The following is a 19033-nucleotide window of genomic DNA, read 5'->3' as shown; positions in this document are numbered from 1 at the left end:
CAAATCTGCAAAAAATCAACAAATCCAATCGCAGCAATGACTTGATGGCCAATCGCCAAAAAACCCTCAAGTGTTATACAGGTGCAACATGTCATTTTGCTGACACGCTTTTCAAACACTGCGCTATACCCCTTCTACGGTCTTCTAAAAACTTCTTCTTTTCGCTCTATCGAGGGTGCGCAGATGGACGTGAGCGTATTTGGCACGGGCTATGTTGGACTTATACAAGCTGCTGCACTTGCAGATGTCGGACATCGGGTTTTATGTGTTGACATAGACCCGAAGAAGATTAAACAACTGCAACAAGCCGTGCCGCCCATTAGCGAACCAGGGCTGTCCAGCGCACTTGAAGAAAACATCAAGGCTGCGCGCCTTCTGTTCAGCACTCAGGCCAGCGACGCGGTCGAACACGCCGAGCTGATTTTCATCGCGGTTGGCACCCCGGCCGATGAAGACGGCTCCGCGGACCTCAGCCATGTGCTCAACGTTGCCCGTCAGATCGCCGGTTTAATGGAGGCCGATCGTACCCTGATCATCAAATCCACGGTGCCGGTCGGTACCGCCGATCAAGTCCTCGCCACCGCCAACAGCGAATTGCTGCGCCGCGGCAGGACCGATTTGAACGTGCGCGTGGTCTCCAACCCCGAATTCCTCAAAGAAGGCAGCGCCCTCGCCGATTGCATGCGCCCCGACCGGATCATCGTCGGCACCCGCGATGAAGAGGCCCGCGAGCAAATGAGCGAGCTGTACGCGCCGTTCTGCCGCAACCACGAAAAACTCATGTTCATGGATAACCGCAGCGCCGAGCTGACCAAATACGCGGCCAACGCGATGCTCGCCACGCGCATCAGCTTCATGAACGAGCTGGCCAACCTCACCGAGTTGCTGGGCGCCGACATCGAATCAGTACGCAAGGGCATCGGTTCCGACCCGCGCATCGGTTATCACTTTATCTATCCGGGCTGCGGCTTCGGCGGCTCGTGTTTTCCCAAGGATCTGCGCGCCCTGCTGCACACCGCCGAACACAACGGCATGCCGTTGAAACTGCTGCGCAGCGTCACTGACGTCAACGACAGTCAGCGGCACATCCTTTTCAGCAAACTGAAAGCGCAGTTCCCCCAGGGCCTGGCCGGCAAGTCCATCGCGATCTGGGGCCTGGCGTTCAAGCCCAATACCGACGACATGCGTGAAGCCCCCAGCCGTTACTTGATGGATGCGCTGTGGGCCGAAGGTGCCAGCGTGCAGGCCTACGACCCGGAAGCCATGTCCGAGTGCCGGCGCCTCTATGGCTACCGCAACGATTTGCACCTGTGCGCCACCCGTGACGACACGCTGGAAGATGCCGATGCGCTGGTGATCTGCACCGAGTGGAAAAACTTCCGCGTGGTGGATTTCGAATGGCTGGCCAGCAAGCTGCGGGCGCGGGTGGTGATTGACGGTCGCAACCTCTACAACCCGGAACATCTGGCCGCTGCAGGCCTGCATTACAGCGGCATCGGCCTGCGCCACATCGCCCCCGAAGGGCTGCGCCCATGAAAATCCTGGTCACCGGCGCGGCCGGCTTCATTGGTGCCCATTGCGTTTTGCGGCTGATGCGCGATGGACACACAGTGGTCGGTCTGGATAATTTCAACGCCTACTACGATCCGCAGCTCAAGCACGATCGCGTGCAATGGGTGCGCGAGCAGGTCGGCGATTTCCAGCTCGCTACGGTTGACCTGGCCGATGCGTCGGCCATCGAAGCGCTGTTCGTCCGGGAATGTCCACAAGTGGTAATCCACCTCGCCGCGCAAGCCGGGGTGCGTTATTCGCTGGAGAATCCGCGGGCCTACCTGGACAGCAATCTGCAGGGTTTCCTCAACATTCTGGAGAGCTGCCGGCAGCATCCGGTCGAGCACCTGATCTACGCCTCGTCGAGTTCGGTGTATGGCGCCAACCAGACCACGCCGTATTCGGTAAAGGACGGCGTCAATCATCCGCTGTCGCTGTACGCAGCGACCAAGAAAGCCAACGAACTGATGGCCCACAGCTACAGCCACCTGTTTGGCATTCCCTGCACCGGGCTGCGTTTTTTTACCGTGTACGGGCCGTGGGGCCGGCCGGACATGTCGCCGATCCAGTTCGCCAAGGCGATCAGCGAGGGGCAACCGCTGAAGCTGTTCAACTACGGCGAGCATCAGCGCGATTTCACCTACATCGACGACATCATCGAAAGCATCGCCCGCCTCATCCCGCAACCGCCACAAGCCAACCCTGAATGGAACCGCGAACAGCCCGATCCCGCCAGCAGCATGGCGCCGTGGCGGCTGTTCAACATCGGCGGCCAGCACCCGGTGGAACTGAAAACCTACCTGGCGCTGATCGAAAAACACCTCGGTCAAAAAGCTGTGGTCGAGCTGCTGCCCTTGCAGCCGGGCGACGTCCTCAACACTTGTGCCGAAGCCAGCGATCTGGCCCAGGCCACCGGTTTTCAGCCCCGGATAGCGCTGAATGAAGGACTCGGGCGCTTCATCGCCTGGTTCCGCGACTACTACCCAACTGCCTATCGCCCACGCGCCGCACGCGGCTGACCATCAGTGGAGAACGTTATGACTGGACATGAGAAAGCGATGCCGATGCAGGAACTGCGTCGTGACAAGCGCATAGACCCCGAGCACCGCATGCGCCTCGATGCCGCGATTCATCGCCAGGGTCGCGGTTGGGTGACTGGCCGTGACGGTGGCCGGCCATGGCAGGTGTCGCGGACCAATCGGATTGTGGCTTGTCTCGGCGCCCTGGCGATTCTGTTGGTGTTTTCGCCGCTGTTGATCGGCCTGGCGCTGGCCGTCAAGTTCACCAGCCCGGGGCCGGTGATGTTCGTGCAGAAACGCACCGGTTATCGCGGGCGCAAATTCGGCATGTACAAATTCCGCACCATGGTTGCCAACGCCGAAGACCTCAAGGAGTCGTTGCGCCACCTGAACAAGCACGGGGCCGACGCGATTGATTTCAAGATCGACAAGGACCCGAGAATCACCGGCATCGGCGGCTTTCTGCGCCGCACCAGCCTCGACGAACTGCCCAACCTGATCAACGTGATCAGCGGCGACATGCGTCTGGTCGGCCCCCGTCCGACCTCCTTCAATGCTTACCGCTACAAGGACAATCACCTCGCTCGCTTGAGCATCTATCCCGGAATGACCGGCCTGTGGCAGATCTCCGGACGCAGCAACATCGACTTCGACCAGCGCGTTGAGTTGGACCTCAGCTATATCGCCGAGCAGAGCCTTCTGCTTGATCTGAAGATCCTGTTGAAAACCCCCTTCAAAGTATTCAGCGGCCACGGAGCAAGCTAATGGACGGTTCAACCAATAAAAGCCTGAGCATCGCCAACCCCAGCGAATCGAACCTGACCTCGACCGTGCTGGATCTGGATCTGCGGATTCTGTTCCTGACCGCCGCCAACCCCGGCGCCGGCACCACCACCAGCGCGCTGGCACTGGCCAGTCAACTGGCGCAGATGAGCAGCGGCCAGGTGCTGCTGGTCGACGCTAGCCAATCGGCGAGCAACCTGACCCAGCAGATGAACCTGAGCAAGGAGCGCGGCCTGCGCGACCTGCTGTTCAACCCGGACAACCCGCCGCTGTTGCAGGACTGTGTGGTGCAGATTTCGAGCCTGCCATTCGACGTGCTGCCCAACGGCCGGCCGATCCGCACCATGGAACACCTGACCGCCGAGCGCCTGAGTCCGTTGCTCGATCAGTTGGGCAGCCGGTACCGCTTCGTGGTGATCGATGGCGACGCGGTGTATTCCGCCGCCGACACGCTGGTCATCAGCACTCAGGTCGATGGCGTGGTGTTCGTGGTTCGCGCCGAAGACACTCGCTGGGAAGTCGCCCAGGCCGCCGTGCAACGCCTTACCCAGGCCGGGGCGAAAGTGGTCGGCAGCGTGTTCAACCGGCGCAAGTACTACATGCCCAAGTGGCTTTACAAAAATCTGTGAGCAACCGCAAAGGATGACGCCATGAACGCCAAAATGCTTGTCTTGCTGTTGCTGCCGCTTGCGGGCTGCTCCAGCAATTCCGATACCCGCAACATGCCGGTGAATATCCTCACCGCCACCCCGGCCAACGCCCAGGCAACCGATATGCCGAAGATCGAGCAGACCCTGCGCCCGCAGGATGTGCTGGACGTGATCTTCCGCATCAGCACCAGCGGCTCGGAGGCCTACCGCGTGCAGTCGGGTGATCAGATCGGTCTGAATTTCACCGCTGCCAGCCAGCTCAACGGCAACCAACTGGTGCTGCCCGACGGCACCATCGAACTGCCGGGCGCCAATACCTCGGTGAAAATCGCCGGGCTGACCAGCGATGAGGCGCGGCAGGAAATCCAGCGGGTCTATCAGCGCAAACAACTGTTCCAGCCCAACCGTAATCAGCTGACGGTGCAGATCATCAGCCCGTTGACCAACGAACAGAACCTGAAAAATGCACTGAACCACCCGGCCACCGGCATGAGCCGCGAGATCACCGTCGGCACTGACGGCTACGCCAGTTTTCCGGAAATCGGCGCCGTGCCGCTACAAGGCATGACCATCAATCAGCTGGAAACCTTCCTTAATCAGAAGTACGCGCAACTGCCGGGCCGTATGACGGTGGACGTGCTGCTCAAGTCCACCGCCGGCAATGAGATTTACGTACTCGGCGAAGTCGGCCAACCGGGTTCCTACCCGATCCGTCGACCCGTCTCGGTGCTTGAGGCGCTGACCCTGGCGCGCGGCACCAACGTCAAGGCGCGGCTGGACTCGGTGGTGATCATGCGCCGCAACGGCAATCAGGTGCAGGCAGTGCACTACGACGTCGAAAAAGCCTTGTCCGGCGATGCTTCGCAAATCGCTTATCTGCAACCCGACGACATGCTTTTTGTGCCGAAAACCAAACTGGCCAGCGCCGGTGAACTGGCTCGGCAACTGGCGGACGTGGTGTTGTTCCAGGGCGTGGGCTTCAGCTTCGGCTACCGCGTCGACAACAAAGACAGTGATAACTAACTCTCAGGTGACCAACATGAACCCAAAGGAAAACTACCTGCACGAGTTCTTCAGGATCTTCTTCGCCAACAAGCAACTGGTGAAACGGGTCTTCCTGATCTTTGCAGTCATCGCCCTCCTGCTGCCATTGGTGCTCAAACAGAGCTTCGATATCACCGCGCAGGTGATCGTGCAGTCGAAAAAACTCTCCCAGGGTGACGCCACCACGTCGCTGACGGTGGACAACGCCACGTTCATTCCGCCGTCGCTGGCGGACATGGAAACCGAGAGCAACATCCTCCGGTCGCCAGCGCTGATCCGCCAGACCATCAGCGAGTTGCGCGACAAGGGCGAATACACGCCTTCGCCGGGCATCTTCAGCAAACTGGTGAGCGAGCCGTTCAAGCGCTACGTCAGTTCGCCGCTGCGCGAATACGTGATCAACCCGACGCGCAACATGCTCGGGCTGGAGACCGATCCGGTGCGTGACACCACGCTCGATGCGCTGACCCAACAGGCCATCGATAGCCTGAAGATCGAGACCCTGCCCGGCTCCAACGTGATCTCGATCATCTACAGCTTCCCGGACCCGCATCAAGGCACGACGTTTGTCGGTGCCCTGCTGCAGAACTATCTGGTCAGCCGTCAGGCGCTGCAATCGATCGACCTGCCGCAGTCCTTCTACGAATCGAAAAAGCACCTCTATCAAGTGCGTCTCGATGGTCTGGAAGGCAACCGTCAGGCCTTGCTGGAAAGTGTCGGCGCCTCGGATCCGAAGGAAGAGATTACCTTCCGCCTGAACGCGATCAACACCGAAGAGCAGGCACTGAACCTGTATCAGGATCGCCTGTTGCAGAGCCAGCGCTGGCTCGAATACCTGAAAACCGCTATGGCCGCCGCCAGTAGCAGCAAGCTCAACGATTACACTTTTCCCTTCACCTTCACCACCACCGTCGACAACGTGGCGTTCGAGGACCGGGAAATCAAACAGATGGGCGAACAACTGACCACGCAGGTCAGCCGTTACATGAACGACCTGGCGGTCTTCCAGCCTGGCAGTGAACCGATGCTGCTGACCCGTGAGCAAATCGCCCGCACCCGTCAGCAGTTCCTCAAAGTGGTGAGCAACCGCATCCAGGAACGCACCGCCGATCTGGCCGTGGTCAAGCAGGTGATCGACCAGAAAACCGCGCGCATCACCGAGTTCAAAAACCGCATCCACGAGTTGCAGCAAACCCAGAGCAAGCTGCGGCAGATGGACACCGAGATTGATGCGATGCACGCCGCTTTTTCGACCTACGCCCAGCGCTTTGCCGAAAGCAGCACCACGCGCTCGCTCAACGACGACCTGTCCAACGCCCGGGTACTCAGCCCGCCGTTCGAACCGACCGAGGCGGCCTTCCCGAAACCGGGGCTGATTATCCCGTTCGGCCTGCTCACCGGTCTGTTGTTGGCGATCGCACTGGTCTACGTGCGTGAGTTCTTCGATCACCGCTTCAAACACCCGGCGCAAATCAGCCACGAACTGGGCTTGCCGGTGCTGTTGGTGATCAACGACCAGAATGTGCTGCCAAGCAATCCGCACAAGAGCTGGACGGTGCCAAGCTTCCTGCACTGGGTGCGCAATTGAACACCGCACCCGCCCCGAATGCCGCCCTGCCGATCATTCATTTGCTCAGCAGCGGCGGTTTCTATGGGGCCGAACGGATGTTGCTGGATCATTGCCTGGCGACGCCGGGGCAGCATCAGGTGCTGTTCCTTGACGCCCCAGCAGAGCTGATCGCGCGGTTTCGTGAGGCCGGGGTGGACTGCCGGGGCTGTGCCGGGCTGGGGGAGTTGCTGCGGCATTTGCGGCATCGGCAAAGCGAGCAGCCGCTGATCAACACCCACAACTTCAAAGGCCTGTTGTTTGGCTGGGTCGGCGCGACGTTGTTGCGCCTGCCGCTGGTGATCACCCAACACGGCTTCACCCCGCGTAGCCGCAAGCAAAAGTTCTACACCTGGTTGAGCCTGCAACTGTGCCGCACCGCCTCGGTAAATCGGGTGGTCTGCGTCGCGGAAAGCATCGCGCTGCTGCACCGTCAGGCCAGCGTACGGGCGGAGAAGCTGCAGGTAATTCCCAATGGTTTGCCAGCCGCGGCGGCGCTGGTGCATGACGTCGGCCGGCAGCGCTGGCTCGCGGGTTATGTCGGGCGTCTGAGCAGCGAGAAAGGCCCGGATCTGTTTCTCGATGCGCTGATCCCGCTGTGTCATCAACATGCGCAACTGGATGCGGTGATGCTCGGCGACGGCCCGGAACGCGAGGTATTGCAGGCGCGAATCGATGCCGCTGGCTTGCAGCAACGGATTCGTCTGCCGGGTTACCAGATCGCCATGCAACCGTGGTGGCAGCAACTCGATGCGCTGGTGATCAGCTCGCGCACCGAGGGTACGCCGATGATTTTGCTGGAGGCGATGCAGGCCGGTGTGCCGGTGGTGGCGTTTGGCGTTGGCGGGATTCCCGATGTGCTGGAACACCGACACAACGGTTTGCTCGTCGAACCCGTCGACAGCGCGGCCCTCGCCCGTCAGCTCGACACGCTGTTGACCGAGCCGAAACTGGCGCGGCAACTGCGTGATAACGCAAAACGCACGCAACTGGATCGCTACGACCTCAAGGCTCTCGCCGAGCGCTGGTCGCAGCTGTACATCCGCACGGCACGGGAGGCACGCGCATGATTTTCCCGCTCTCGATCGTCAGTCTGCTCAGTCTGGTCTGCATTGCTTTGCTGGCCAGCCCTTATCCGTATCTGGCGCCGGGGGCAGTCCTGGGTCTGGTAGGGTTTGCCGTGTTGTATCGCAAGCCGTCCTGGGGCTTGCTCGGCATCGCCGCTCTGGTGCCGTTCGAAGGTTTTTTCAAGGACAACATGCTGTCCGGAAGCAAGCTGATCGGCGCATCACTGGCGGTGATCCTGATGCTGCAACTGGCGCTGCACCAGATTCCCTCGGAGCGCCTGCGCAGTAATATCTGGCGCTACCTGATCTGGTTCATGGTTCTGTACTTTCTGAGCCTGTTCAACACCGATGACATGGGCTTGTCGCTGGGGCACCTGCGCGAACTCGGTGTCGGTCTGATCCTGTTTGTCATCACCCTGCTGATCGGCCGCGAGCTTAACCTCGACCTGTTCGCCCGATTGGTGACCCTGGCGGTCAGCACCACCTGCGCCATGGCGATGTTCTCAAGCAAATTCCAGGACCAGGGCCGCGCCGCCGGGCTGCTTGAAGACCCCAACGCGTTCGCCCTGCTGATTGCCTTCGCCATTCCGCTGGGCCTGCTGCTGGTGATCCGCAGCCCGAACCTGTGGCATCGGTTGTTCTGGGCCGGTTGCTGCCTGCTGCTGTTGGGCGGCATGACCAAAACCGAGTCGCGTTCCGGGCTGGTGGTGCTGGCGTTGAGTCTGTTGATCGGCTGCTGGCACTACCGCGCGCAACTGAAGCGGATTCGCCCACGGCATTTGGGTTTTGCCATGCTTGGCGCGGCCATCGTGATTCCGTTGGCGATCTATGCGATGCCTGCCGGTTACCTCGCGCGCATTCAATCGCTGAGCGTGCTGAGCGCGGGCGCCAAGGGCCACAACGACGAATCCCTGGGTCGCCGCGCCTCGTACATCGTGGTCGGCAGCCAGATGATCCGCGAGAACCCGCTGCTCGGCTCCGGCCCCGGCACTTTCCCGCTGCACTACGCGACCACCGGATACGCCAAGGCGTTTTCCGCCAACCGCAAGATCGGCGACCTGTACCGCCGTGCACACAACACCTACCTGGAAATCTTCAGCGAACTCGGGGTCCCTGCCGGACTGCTGTTTGTCGGCATGCTGGGCCTTGGGTTGTACAACCTGATCCGTGCGCGGGCCGCCTGGATGCTGCGCCGCGACTGGCAGCAGGCGGATCTGATGACGCATCTGGGCGTGAGCTTTCTGTCGCTGACGCTGTTTCTGATGTTCCTCAGCGCACCGAACCAGAAATACGTGTGGATCATGCTCGCCATGACGAGCGTGCTGCGCCTCAAAGCCGAACAAGCGCCATTGACGAAGGAGGCCCGCGCATGAGCCGGATCAGTATCGTCATTCCGATGTACAACGAGGCTCGGCACATTGGCCGCACGCTGCTCGCTGCGCAAAAAGCCGCGCACGCCGCCAATGTCGAGTGCGAATTGATCGTGGTCGACAACGGTTCAAGCGATCAGGGCCCGCAGATTGCCCGCCAGTTCGGCGCTCAGGTGCTGGTGATGCCGGGCCTGTTGATCGGCGCGTTGCGCAATCGCGGCACGGCGATCGCCAGCGGTGAATGGCTGGCGTTCATCGACGCAGACGTCGAGATGCCGGAAGACTGGCTCACCCCACTGCTGGACATCGAAGCCAGCGGCCAGGCCGATGTTTTTGGCCTGGATCTGCACACGCCCGCCGCCGCGCCGTGGTACGCCACCGCATGGCAGCGCCGCACGTTGCGCCCAACCAGCCACGCCAGCCATGTCGTCGATTGGCTGCCCAGTTCCAACCTGTTGATGCGCCAGCACTGGTTCGACAAGGTCGGCGGTTTCAACGAAAGCCTGCGTACCGGCGAAGACAAGGAATTCACCTTGCGCCTGCGCGAGCACGGTGCACGCCTGCTGTCGGTCAATGAGCAGGTCGCGTTGCACTGGGGCTACGAAATGAACTGGCGCGAGTGGATGGGCAAGGAGATGTGGCGTCAGGGCAGTCATCTGCAACTGCTGCGTACCCATGGCTTGAGCCTGCGCCTGCTGCGCTTCCCCCTGCTGTCGATCGCGGTGTGGGTTCTGGATTTTCTGGCCATTTCGGCACTGCTCGACGGCTTCCCGCATCACGCGACACTGATGGTCGCCTTGACCCTGGTGCCCGGCCTGGTACTGAGCATTCGCCAGAGCATCAAACACCGAAACATCGGCCTGACCCTGCAATTGTGGGGCTTGCACTGGATGCGCCTGCACCTGGCCGGTGCCGCATTCATTCTGAGTCTGTGTCATTGGAACGCAAGGAGGCCTGCCCGTGGCTGAGTTCATTTTCTGGATGTGCCTGTTATTGCCGGTCTACGCCTATCTCGGCTATCCGCTGCTGCTGACGCTGCTGGCGCCGCTGTTCCCGGCCTGGCGCCATACTCCGGCGCCGGCGCTGAACATCAGCATCGTGATCGCCGCGCACAACGAGGCGCGGCACATCGAGCACAAGTTGCGCACGCTGCTGGCTCAGGATTATCAGCCGGCAACGTTGCAGATCATCCTCGCCAGCGATGGCTCGACAGATGACACCGTGGCTTGCGCGCGCAAAGTGGTCGACCCGCGCATCACCGTGCTCGACCTGCCCCGCCAGGGCAAGGCCGCGACCCTGAATGCCGGCGCCGCGCTGAGTACCGGCGATATTCTGGTGTTCACCGATGCCGACAATCAATGGTCACGCGACACCCTCGGCCACTTGCTCGCGCCGTTGAGCGATCCGCAAGTTGGCGCCTGTGCCGGGCACATGGTGATTCCGGTCACCGGCGGGGGCCTGAGCGTCGGTGACAGCCTGTATCGGCATTACGAAGGCTGGTTGCGCCGTATGGAGAATCGCACCGGTTGCATGGTCTCCGCCGATGGCGCCCTGCTCGCCCTGCGCCGCGAGTTGTTCCAGAACGTACCAGCGGAGGTCAACGACGATTTCTTCATCAGCACCTGCGCTCCGGTGGCACGCAAACGCATCGTCTACGTGCCCGAAGCGCAAGTGATCGACCATGGCGTCGACGAGGCGGGCAAGCAATTTCGCCGGCGTCAGCGCGTTACCGTCGGCGGCTTGCAGAGCCTGGCGCAACGCAGCGAGCTGCTCAATCCGTTCAAGCATGGCCTGTATTCGATCGCCTTGATCAGCCACAAATTGATCCGCCGACTGGCGCCCGTGCTGTTGCTGCCTTTGCTGCTGAGCAACTTCTGGCTGTGGCAAGAACACGGCTTTTATCGCTTAAGCCTGATCGCGCAGTTGATCGGCTACACGATCGCCATCGCCGGCCTGCTCGATTCGCAACACCGCTTGCCCAAACCCTTCCGTCTGGCGGCGTTTTTGCTGATCACTCTGGCGGGGATGAGCCTCGGCCTGTGGCAGTTCCTGCGCGGCCAGCGGTATGCCCAGTGGAATCCGGAACAGAATCGATAAAAAAGGACTGAGGCCATGGCGATCAAACAACTACTCAAACGCACCAGTGGCTGGCTCTATCTCAATTCGTCCGTGGGCCGCAATCAGCTGCACGGCGCCGGGGTGATCCTGATGCTGCATCGGGTGCTGGCCAATGACCGCGCCGCCGACCTGCCGCACCGCAACGAATTGTGTGTCGGCCCAAAAGCGTTCGAGCACCTGCTGGTGTGGCTGCGCAGGCATTTCGATTGCGTGCCGTTGATGGAGATTCTGCAGCCCAATTCGCTGCGCACCGAACGACCACGGGTGGCGCTGACCTTCGACGACGGCTGGCGTGACAACGCGGTCAACGCCTTCCCACTGCTGCAAAAACATCAGGTGCCGGCAAGCATTTTCCTCTCCACCGACTTCATCGGCAGCCACCAGCGCTTCTGGTGGGAAAGCCTGGGCGAAACCCTGTGGGGCAGCCATGGCGACAAGGCGCGAATGCATTTGATTGAATGCCTGCGCGTCTGCGGTCATCCCTTGCCGGTGCTGGTCGATGACATCGATGTCGACCGCCGAAGCCTGGCGCTGCTGCATTACCTGCAAAGCCTCAAGAGCCTTGCACCGCACGAGCTGGATCGCCTGACCGACGAATGCCCGCAGGACTCGCAACCGCAAGCGCTGGACTGGCATCAGGTGCGCGCACTCGAAGCTTCGGGGCTGGTGCGGTTCGGCCCCCACGGCGCCAGCCACGCGATCCTTACGGGTCTGGATGATGTGCGCCTGGACGAAGAAATCAAGCGCAGCCGCGATGCCCTGTACAACGGCTGCAATCGGCCATTACCGGTGTATTGCTACCCCAATGGCGACAACGATAAACGCGTGCGCCAACAGATTGCCGATCACGATTACCCGTTTGCGCTGGGCACCGGCACCGGCATTTATCGCGGTGAAGGCGACCCGCTGAACCTGCCGCGTTTCGGCGTCAGTCAACGCAGCGCGCGCAATCCGGAACTGCTGTCGTGGCGGATTTATCGCGGGGCACGGCCATGAGCCGCAATCACTATCTCAAACATTTGGCGCTGAGCATGGGCACCAAACTGGCGATGATCGCCCTGCGCCTGCTGCGCAACGTGTTGCTGGCGCGGATCCTCGGGCCCAGTGAGCGCGGTTTGTTTGCGCTACTGAGTACCTTGCCCGACCTGATCAGCGCGGCCACCAGTGGCGGGCTGAATTCGGCGGTCGGTTATCAAGCCGCCAAGCAACGGCCGATGGGCTTGCTGCTCGCTCAGGTGCTGGTGTTCGGCTGTCTGCTGGCGGGGCTGCTGACCTTGCTGGTGGTGGCGCTGGTGCGTGAGTTCGGTACTGAACTCGACATCACGATGCAACTCGGTCTGCTCGCCTGGTTGTTGTTGCTGGCGGTGCCGTTGACGGTGCTGAAAAGCGGCTTGCTGACCCTGCACAACGCTTCCGGCGGCGTGGTCGCGTTCAACGTCTTGCGCCTGACCGAATCGCTGGTGCCGCTGCTGCTGTTTCTTGCGCTGTTCTGGATGTGGAAAAGTGCTGCGCTGGAAGCGGCGCTGATCAGTTGGCTGGCCGGGATCAGTCTGGTGGTCCTGGCCGGTTGGGTCTGGCTCAAACGTGCGCAACCGATGCAGCTGCAATGGGACCGTGCCAGCCAGAACGAGCTGCTGCGCTTCAGCGCCCGCAGCCATCCGGACCTGTTGTTCCAGCAAGTGATTCTGCGCTCGGATTACCTGTTCATCGGCGCCCTGCTGGGCAGCACCGCGCTCGGCCATTACGCCATGGCCAGCGCCGCCGCCGAACTGCTGCTGATCGTTCCCGAGGCGGTGACGACGCCGCTGATGAAGCGCCTGCTGCAACAGGACGCAGGCATGGACAAAGTCACCCCGCTGGCCCTGCGCCTGACCGCCACGGTGATGCTGGGCGCCTGCCTGACCATGGCCGTGATCGGCGAATGGTTGATCATCACGCTGTTCGGCGTGGCGTATCAACCGGCCTATCCGGCGCTGCTGGCCTTGCTGCCGGGCCTGCTGGGTCTGTGCTACGCGAGCATTCTGCGTCTGGATCTGATTGGCAAGGACCGCCCCGGTACGGTGTCGTTGCTGATGGGCCTCGGCGCCCTGCTCAATCTGGCGCTGAACCTGGTGTTGATTCCGGCTTACGGCATCGTCGGCGCCGCAGCGGCATCGTCGATTGCCTATCTGGCGGTGACCGTGGCGATGCTGGTGCTCTATTGCCGTTTGAGCGGCGTTGCGTTCTGGCACACCCTGATCATCCTGCCCCGTGACGTGCTGCCGATGCTGCAGATCCTGCAACGGAAGGCCGCATGAAAGGCCTGGCCCTGCTGTTCGGCGTCAGCCTGTCGCTCGACGCCTTCGCCGCGTCGATGCGCTGGGGCGAGATTCGCGACGGCAGTCTGTACCTGCAAGCGGATCGCCCGGACAAGGTGACAGTACGATGGGTGCCGGCATGGCAGGCCGAGGCCAATGAAGAACATCTGTATCTGCTCGACGGTCAGGGCAGATTGCAGGGCGAACGGCTGATCAAAGCCAGCGAAACTCGTGGTTCGCAGACCTGGACTTTGCTGCCCGGGGCTGCAAGCAGTCGACTGGAAATCCCCGGCTATAGCTTTCGTGGTTATCGGATTGAACATGACGAAAAAACCGTGGCGCTGTTCGCCCCGGCCAAAGTGCATTTCAGCGCCGAAACGCGTAACGGCGACGAGTTGTATTTCAAAGTAGCCGCCGGCGAGCGCGCGGTGCTGGCCGGCAAGTTTCATGGCGGCGTCAGCGGTTTGCAGGCACAGCGGGTCGGCGATAAACAAACGCTGACGCTGGCACTGAACCCCTATCGCGCCTATTGGCAGTTCGATCAGGTCGCACTGCCGGTCAGCCAACAAGAGCAAGTCTGGCGCTTGCGTTTGCAAGGGAGCGGCAAAGCGGCGTTCTGGCTCGACGGCACCGCCAACCTGTTTGCGCAAACTGCGCAGCAGCTCAAACCACTGCGCGAAGACGTCGGCCAGATTCACCTGATTCTGCACGACAAAGTCCTCGGCCGAACGCCCGATCTGGGCATTGCCCTGCCTTATGTGATGCCGCCGCCGGCCAGTCATGCCGCGCTCGATGCGCTGAAACCGACGGCGGCGAGTTACTACAGCTTCGTCGACGTCACGGCGAAGAACCCGCATTTCGAAGACGCGTTCCGTCAGGTCTATCAGGAGCGTTTCGGCATCCGACAGGACATCACCCTGCTCGCCGGCAGTCAGCGGCAGGCCGATCTGCGCGCCGACGTACAAAGCAACAGCGGCCTCGATGCGTGGCTTTCCGGCACTCGGGCACTGGGTGGCAAAGGCACGCACTACATCGGTTTCGCCGATGAGCCGAACCTCAATTATTCGAGCTATGCGCAGTACCAGGCGATTTTCACCAGCATGGCCCGGCAAGTGCGCAGTGATCCGGCGAATGCCAGGGCCGGCGTGCGCATCGCCATGCCGGCCAGTTCACGGCTGGTCAACGGGCCGTTCGCCGACAACGCGGCGGACAAGCGCGGCATCGATTGGGCGCGGCGTTTGCTGAGTGAGTCCGCCGATCAGGTCGATGCGCTCGCGTGGCACGAATGGATGATCCGCGACCTGCTCGCCACCCGCGTCTACCGCGACAGCGTGCGCCGCGCTGCCGAACTGGTCGGCCTCGATGGCAATGGCCAGCCGCGCAAAGCCTTGCTGCTCGATCAGACCAATATGTCCAGCGGCTCCAGCCTCAGCCCCTACGATCAGGACACCCATTACGCCTCGCTGTGGTGGGCATCAGTGGTGATCAACGCCTCGCAGGATGGTTTGCTGACAATGCTCAACTGGTTCCAGGCCGCCGATGAGCCGCAGTACCCCAAGGGCATGTTGCGAGTGCTCGGCGACGATCATTTCGAACTGAAACCGGTGGGGCTGGCCCAGCAATTCATCGCGCAGCATTGGCTGCAGCAAGTGCTGCAGCTGGACAACGATGGTTTTGAAGTCGATGTACTGGCGATGGCCGACGGCGAGCAGCGTGGCTTGCTTGGGGTGAACAAAGGCACGCGATTGCAGCGTGTGGAACTGAGCGGTGCCAGGTGCCCGTCGAACAAAGGCGCGTTGCGTTACTTCGGCGCCGACAACCGCAGCCGCGACGCACCGTTTCACTGCGAGGACGGTCGCGTGCGCTTCGCGTTGCCAGGACAAACCCTGTTCGCCCTGCACTGGAGCGCCTCATGACCGCCCTTTTGATGTTCTGCCGCGCGAGCCTTGAGCCGCGCGATGCGTCGTCATCAGGAGTGAATACCATGAAACTGCTGCGTAACCTCACTGAACATCTACGGCAGAAAGGACTCACTGCCACCGTAAAAAAAGCCTGGAACCATTACGTCTTTTCCCACCAGGAACTGCTGTGGATGGAGCGCGATCTGGCCAGCCCGGTACCGCCGCACAGCCTCAAACCTTATCCGCCATTGCGGGTGGTGAAGATCACGGCAGACAACGCCAGCGCCTTCGCCCGTTATTTCGGCGACCGCGTCGGCACCATGGCCGAACTGGCCAACGAAGGGCATACCGGGCACATGCACCTGGACGATCAGGGCGATGCCGTGGCGTTCATCTGGGGCACCGTGCGGGACTATTTCGACCGGCATTATTACGGCTGCCTGTTCCCGGTGAATGCCGGCGAGTTCTTCGAGTTCGGCGGCGAACTGACCCGTGCCTACTGGGGCACCGAACTGTCAGTGGATGTGCAGTTGGCGCTGTGGAAAGCCATGGCCGCGCAAGGCTGCGACAAAGTCGCCGACGTCTGCGAATTCCATAACATCCCGGCGCTCAAGCTGCACCTGCGCATGGGCTATACCGAACAGCAGCGGATCATGAATGTGTACATGCTGTTCGGCCGCTGGCGCTTCTACCGCGAGACCCGCTACAGCGGCTCGCGCCTGGAAGCACTGCGCAAACCTTCCCGCCCACCCGTAACGGCCACGGTGACCTGAGCTTATGGTGATGCGATTCGAATGGCGCACTTCGTTGTGCGCCGCCGATTTTCCGGCAGCGGCGTATGAAGCATTGCGCCTGCAGGTGACGGACCACACACCGTTCAACCACCTCGGTTGGTTGTGCGCGGCCGAGCAGACACTTGGCGAGCGTGAGCGCTTGCACATTCTGCTGGGTTGGGACGCGGACGAGTTGCAGCTGTGCCTGCCGTTGGTGGCGAGTCGCGAGCGCTACTTTGGCGTGCCGTTTCGGGTGCTGCATCATTTGGGCTATCCGTTGGCCGATCGACTGGCGCTGCTGTCATTGCTGGGCAGTGAGGACATGTGCAACGCCTTGGCGTTGATCCATCAGCGAGTGCCCCATGCGTTGCTGCAACTCAACGAACTGTCCGAACCTGCCGGTGAAGAAAGCGCCCTCACCGAATGGATGGCCCGCAGCTCCACGGGTGAACGACGCCTGAGTTGTCGAGTGCCGGTGCACTTGATCAGTGAGGCCGATCATCAGGAAGTCTCCGGCGATCCACGCTATAAACTGCGGCGGGCGCGCAAGCGGATTGCGGCGTGTGGCGCCGAGGTACGGCGCATCGTTCCGGACGCGATGTCGATGGGCCCATTGCTGCAAGCCATCAGCGAAGTTGAAGCGGTCAGCTGGAAAGGTGACGAAGGTGTCGGCATTTTTGCCAGTGATCGAAGTCGGCAACTGATCGAGCGCGCCTTCATCGCCCTCGCCGGCCAAGGCCTGGTGCGGCTGGTCACGCTGGAGCTGAACGGGCGTTGCATCAGCTATCGCCTCGGCCTGCTCGAACAGGGCCGGCTCTACGATTACAACCTCGCCTTCCTGCCGCAATACGCTGATCTGGGCAGTGGCCGGGTGTTGCTGGAGGAATGGATTCGCTGGGGCCTGGACGAGCATTGGCGCTGGATCGATGCCTCGCGCGTGAGCCTGGAAAACTCCAGCCATCAACTGCATGAACGCATGACCGGGCAACTGGAGCACTGGCGCTGGAGTTTCTATTCCTGGCGACCCAGTGGCCTGGTGCTGGGCCTGGCGTTGCGCCTGTGGCATCGACTCAAACCGACCGTGCAACAGTGGCGAGCCCGACGCGCGGCCAAACCCGTTGCACCCACCGTCAAACCTGCCGCGATCACCCCGGAGGGCGAACATGCCTCGCCAAGTCATAGTCAACGCTGACGATTTCGGCCTCAGCGCGAACGAGAACGCGGTGATCTTCGCGGCGTTCCAGGCCGGGATCATCAGTTCTGCCACCGCCATGGCCAACATGCCGGCGTTCGAAGCGGCCTGCGCCATGGCCCGGCATCCCGCGCTGGCGGGCCGGATCGGCTTGCACTTCAACCTGACTTACGGGCGCCCCCTGAGTCAGAGGATTGTCACGCGCCAAACGTTTTGCGACAGCCACGGCGTGTTCGACCTCAGCCTCGCGCGTCACAGCCTGCGGCTCAGTCGTGAGGATCGCGACGCGGTGCACGATGAGTTGCAGGCGCAATGGCAACGTTGTGTCGACCACGGCATGCGGCCGAGCCATATCGATTCACACCAGCACGTGCACAACATCTGGCCAATCGGCGAGATCGTCGCCCGCTTCGCCGCGCATCAAGGTGTACCGATTCGCCTGGCGCGCAATCTGGGGCAAAACCTCAACCTGGCCAAACGCGTGTTCAAAGGTTTGCTCAATTGGCGCTTGCACAGTCTGGCCGGGATCACCGCCGATTACGTCTGCACGCCGGTGGATCTGCGCAGCGACAGCGTGCCGACCGATGGCGTGCTGGAGATCGTCGCGCATCCCACACAACTCGGGGCTGATTTCGGCGATGCCTATCTCGCCCCCCAGGAGTCTCTGAGCCTTGTGCTAGAGCATCGGTTGACCGGCATTGCGCGGGTTTCCTATGCCGATCTGAACAAGGAGTTTGCACGCGGTACGGCAGCACTCGATTGAGTTACATAACTTGCAATCCTTCGAAAATGGCACTTTGAAATGAATTGAAAGGCTTGATCTATACCCACCCAAGCATCATCCACAACACCCTGGCTCCGGCCTCGGAGGGCATCATGAGCGTGATCGAAAAACTACAAGAACGCATCCGGCAAAAAGGCCTCGGGCGCACCTTCAGCACGTTGTGGAAACGTTACGTGTTCTTTCACTGGGAATTGTTGTGGATGGAGCGCGACCTGGTCAGCCCGGTGCCGCCGCACAAGCTGCGGCCCTATGAAGGCCTGCGCAAGGTCGACATCACGCCGCAGAACGCCGGGGCGTTCGCCAAGCACTTTGGTGATCGCGTGAAAACCATGGCCGAACTGGCCGCCGAAGGTCACACCGGGCACATGTACCTCGATGCGGACGGCCATGCGGTGAGCTTCATCTGGGGGAGCATTCGCGATTATCACGACCGCCACTATTACGGCTGCGTGTTCAAGGTCTTACCCGGCGAGTTCTTCGAATTCGGTGGCGAAATGATCCGCGCCTATTTCGGCAGCAGCCTGTCGGTGGACGTGCAAGTCGCCCTCTGGGAAGCCATGGCTGCGCAGGGCTGCAACAAAGTGGTCGACGTTTGCGAAACCCACAACATCCCGGCGCTGAAGCTGCACATCCGCATGGGCTATCACGAGCAGGGACGCGTTACTCACGTTTACTGCCTGTTCGGCCGCTGGAAATTCTTCCGCGAAACCCGGTATGAGGGCTCACGGCTTGACCCACTGCGCAACCCGGGGCGGCCGACCGTGAGCGCGGCGGCGGGGGCTTGATTCAGCTCTGAAATATTGTGGCAGTCATGAGGCCGCCTTCGCGAGCAGGCTCGCTCCCACACTGGATGTGCGTCATGCACACATTCAATGTGG

General features: G+C 61.5%; 17 protein-coding genes. All 17 read left to right on the top strand.

Going from position 1 to position 19033, the window contains the following annotated elements; genetic code table 11:
* The first annotated feature begins 183 nt into the window (after nt 1-183).
* The 17 genes from JJD74_RS25075 (at nt 184) to JJD74_RS24995 (ending at nt 18940) form a co-directional block, all read left to right on the top strand.
* On the top strand, nt 184-1536 hold the full coding sequence (locus JJD74_RS25075; protein ID WP_042559765.1) for a UDP-glucose dehydrogenase family protein: 1353 nt from the start codon (nt 184-186) through the stop codon (nt 1534-1536).
* The gene (locus tag JJD74_RS25070; RefSeq protein WP_200617047.1) at nt 1533-2570 is read left to right on the top strand and encodes an NAD-dependent epimerase; all 1038 of its coding nucleotides are present in this window, start codon (nt 1533-1535) and stop codon (nt 2568-2570) included. Before JJD74_RS25075 ends, JJD74_RS25070 begins: the two co-directional genes overlap by 4 nt.
* A gap of 18 nt (nt 2571-2588) precedes the next feature.
* Entirely contained in the window at nt 2589-3335 is a 747-nt protein-coding gene (locus tag JJD74_RS25065; protein WP_042559767.1) for a sugar transferase, read from the top strand.
* Nucleotides 3335-3982, top strand: a complete 648-nt coding sequence (locus tag JJD74_RS25060; RefSeq protein WP_042559768.1) for a CpsD/CapB family tyrosine-protein kinase — start codon at nt 3335-3337, stop codon at nt 3980-3982. Before JJD74_RS25065 ends, JJD74_RS25060 begins: the two co-directional genes overlap by 1 nt.
* Nucleotides 3983-4003: 21 nt before the next feature.
* Nucleotides 4004-5026 (top strand): polysaccharide biosynthesis/export family protein, encoded by a 1023-nt coding sequence (locus JJD74_RS25055; protein WP_200617046.1) that lies wholly within the window; start codon nt 4004-4006, stop codon nt 5024-5026.
* A 16-nt stretch (nt 5027-5042) separates the two neighbouring features.
* The gene (locus JJD74_RS25050) at nt 5043-6635 is read left to right on the top strand and encodes a GumC family protein (protein ID WP_042559770.1); all 1593 of its coding nucleotides are present in this window, start codon (nt 5043-5045) and stop codon (nt 6633-6635) included.
* A complete protein-coding gene (locus tag JJD74_RS25045; RefSeq protein WP_200617045.1) occupies nt 6632-7723 on the top strand; it encodes a glycosyltransferase family 4 protein in 1092 nt (363 codons plus the stop codon). Before JJD74_RS25050 ends, JJD74_RS25045 begins: the two co-directional genes overlap by 4 nt.
* Nucleotides 7720-9093 carry an O-antigen ligase family protein gene (locus JJD74_RS25040; RefSeq protein ID WP_200617044.1) on the top strand — a complete coding sequence of 458 codons (1374 nt, stop codon included), beginning with the start codon at nt 7720-7722 and terminating at the stop codon, nt 9091-9093. The genes JJD74_RS25045 and JJD74_RS25040 overlap by 4 nt, the downstream gene beginning before the upstream one ends.
* Complete coding sequence (locus JJD74_RS25035; protein WP_200617043.1) at nt 9090-10058, top strand: glycosyltransferase; 969 nt, start codon at nt 9090-9092, stop codon at nt 10056-10058. Before JJD74_RS25040 ends, JJD74_RS25035 begins: the two co-directional genes overlap by 4 nt.
* Complete coding sequence (locus JJD74_RS25030) at nt 10051-11187, top strand: glycosyltransferase (RefSeq protein WP_200617042.1); 1137 nt, start codon at nt 10051-10053, stop codon at nt 11185-11187. The genes JJD74_RS25035 and JJD74_RS25030 overlap by 8 nt, the downstream gene beginning before the upstream one ends.
* 15 nt (nt 11188-11202) lie before the next feature.
* Complete coding sequence (locus JJD74_RS25025; protein ID WP_115146761.1) at nt 11203-12204, top strand: polysaccharide deacetylase family protein; 1002 nt, start codon at nt 11203-11205, stop codon at nt 12202-12204.
* On the top strand, nt 12201-13505 hold the full coding sequence (locus tag JJD74_RS25020) for a lipopolysaccharide biosynthesis protein (protein ID WP_200617041.1): 1305 nt from the start codon (nt 12201-12203) through the stop codon (nt 13503-13505). The genes JJD74_RS25025 and JJD74_RS25020 overlap by 4 nt, the downstream gene beginning before the upstream one ends.
* Nucleotides 13502-15421, top strand: coding sequence for a hypothetical protein (locus JJD74_RS25015; RefSeq protein ID WP_200617040.1), 1920 nt, complete (start codon nt 13502-13504; stop codon nt 15419-15421). The genes JJD74_RS25020 and JJD74_RS25015 overlap by 4 nt, the downstream gene beginning before the upstream one ends.
* 68 nt (nt 15422-15489) lie before the next feature.
* The gene (locus tag JJD74_RS25010) at nt 15490-16179 is read left to right on the top strand and encodes an N-acetyltransferase (protein ID WP_200617039.1); all 690 of its coding nucleotides are present in this window, start codon (nt 15490-15492) and stop codon (nt 16177-16179) included.
* A gap of 4 nt (nt 16180-16183) precedes the next feature.
* A complete protein-coding gene (locus JJD74_RS25005) occupies nt 16184-17371 on the top strand; it encodes a GNAT family N-acetyltransferase (protein ID WP_200617038.1) in 1188 nt (395 codons plus the stop codon).
* On the top strand, nt 17343-18134 hold the full coding sequence (locus JJD74_RS25000) for a ChbG/HpnK family deacetylase (protein ID WP_200617037.1): 792 nt from the start codon (nt 17343-17345) through the stop codon (nt 18132-18134). Before JJD74_RS25005 ends, JJD74_RS25000 begins: the two co-directional genes overlap by 29 nt.
* A gap of 113 nt (nt 18135-18247) precedes the next feature.
* Complete coding sequence (locus JJD74_RS24995) at nt 18248-18940, top strand: GNAT family N-acetyltransferase (protein WP_200617036.1); 693 nt, start codon at nt 18248-18250, stop codon at nt 18938-18940.
* Nucleotides 18941-19033 lie beyond the last annotated feature (93 nt).

Origin of the sequence: Pseudomonas sp. MF6776, assembly GCF_016613125.1 — a bacterium.
In the GTDB taxonomy this organism is placed as follows: domain Bacteria; phylum Pseudomonadota; class Gammaproteobacteria; order Pseudomonadales; family Pseudomonadaceae; genus Aquipseudomonas; species Aquipseudomonas iridis.
Note: the sequence above shows the minus strand (reverse complement) of the source record. Positions and strands in the feature narration are given on the sequence as shown.

Bases quoted from the DNA above. Each gene is read 5' to 3' on its own strand.
- JJD74_RS25075 (WP_042559765.1), top strand. From the start codon at position 184: ATGGACGTGAGCGTATTTGGCACGGGCTATGTTGGACTTATACAAGCT.
- JJD74_RS25070 (WP_200617047.1), top strand. From the start codon at position 1,533: ATGAAAATCCTGGTCACCGGCGCGGCCGGCTTCATTGGTGCCCATTGC.
- JJD74_RS25065 (WP_042559767.1), top strand. From the start codon at position 2,589: ATGACTGGACATGAGAAAGCGATGCCGATGCAGGAACTGCGTCGTGAC.
- JJD74_RS25060 (WP_042559768.1), top strand. From the start codon at position 3,335: ATGGACGGTTCAACCAATAAAAGCCTGAGCATCGCCAACCCCAGCGAA.
- JJD74_RS25055 (WP_200617046.1), top strand. From the start codon at position 4,004: ATGAACGCCAAAATGCTTGTCTTGCTGTTGCTGCCGCTTGCGGGCTGC.
- JJD74_RS25050 (WP_042559770.1), top strand. From the start codon at position 5,043: ATGAACCCAAAGGAAAACTACCTGCACGAGTTCTTCAGGATCTTCTTC.
- JJD74_RS25040 (WP_200617044.1), top strand. From the start codon at position 7,720: ATGATTTTCCCGCTCTCGATCGTCAGTCTGCTCAGTCTGGTCTGCATT.
- JJD74_RS25035 (WP_200617043.1), top strand. From the start codon at position 9,090: ATGAGCCGGATCAGTATCGTCATTCCGATGTACAACGAGGCTCGGCAC.
- JJD74_RS25025 (WP_115146761.1), top strand. From the start codon at position 11,203: ATGGCGATCAAACAACTACTCAAACGCACCAGTGGCTGGCTCTATCTC.
- JJD74_RS25020 (WP_200617041.1), top strand. From the start codon at position 12,201: ATGAGCCGCAATCACTATCTCAAACATTTGGCGCTGAGCATGGGCACC.
- JJD74_RS25015 (WP_200617040.1), top strand. From the start codon at position 13,502: ATGAAAGGCCTGGCCCTGCTGTTCGGCGTCAGCCTGTCGCTCGACGCC.
- JJD74_RS25010 (WP_200617039.1), top strand. From the start codon at position 15,490: ATGAAACTGCTGCGTAACCTCACTGAACATCTACGGCAGAAAGGACTC.
- JJD74_RS25005 (WP_200617038.1), top strand. From the start codon at position 16,184: ATGGTGATGCGATTCGAATGGCGCACTTCGTTGTGCGCCGCCGATTTT.
- JJD74_RS25000 (WP_200617037.1), top strand. From the start codon at position 17,343: ATGCCTCGCCAAGTCATAGTCAACGCTGACGATTTCGGCCTCAGCGCG.
- JJD74_RS24995 (WP_200617036.1), top strand. From the start codon at position 18,248: ATGAGCGTGATCGAAAAACTACAAGAACGCATCCGGCAAAAAGGCCTC.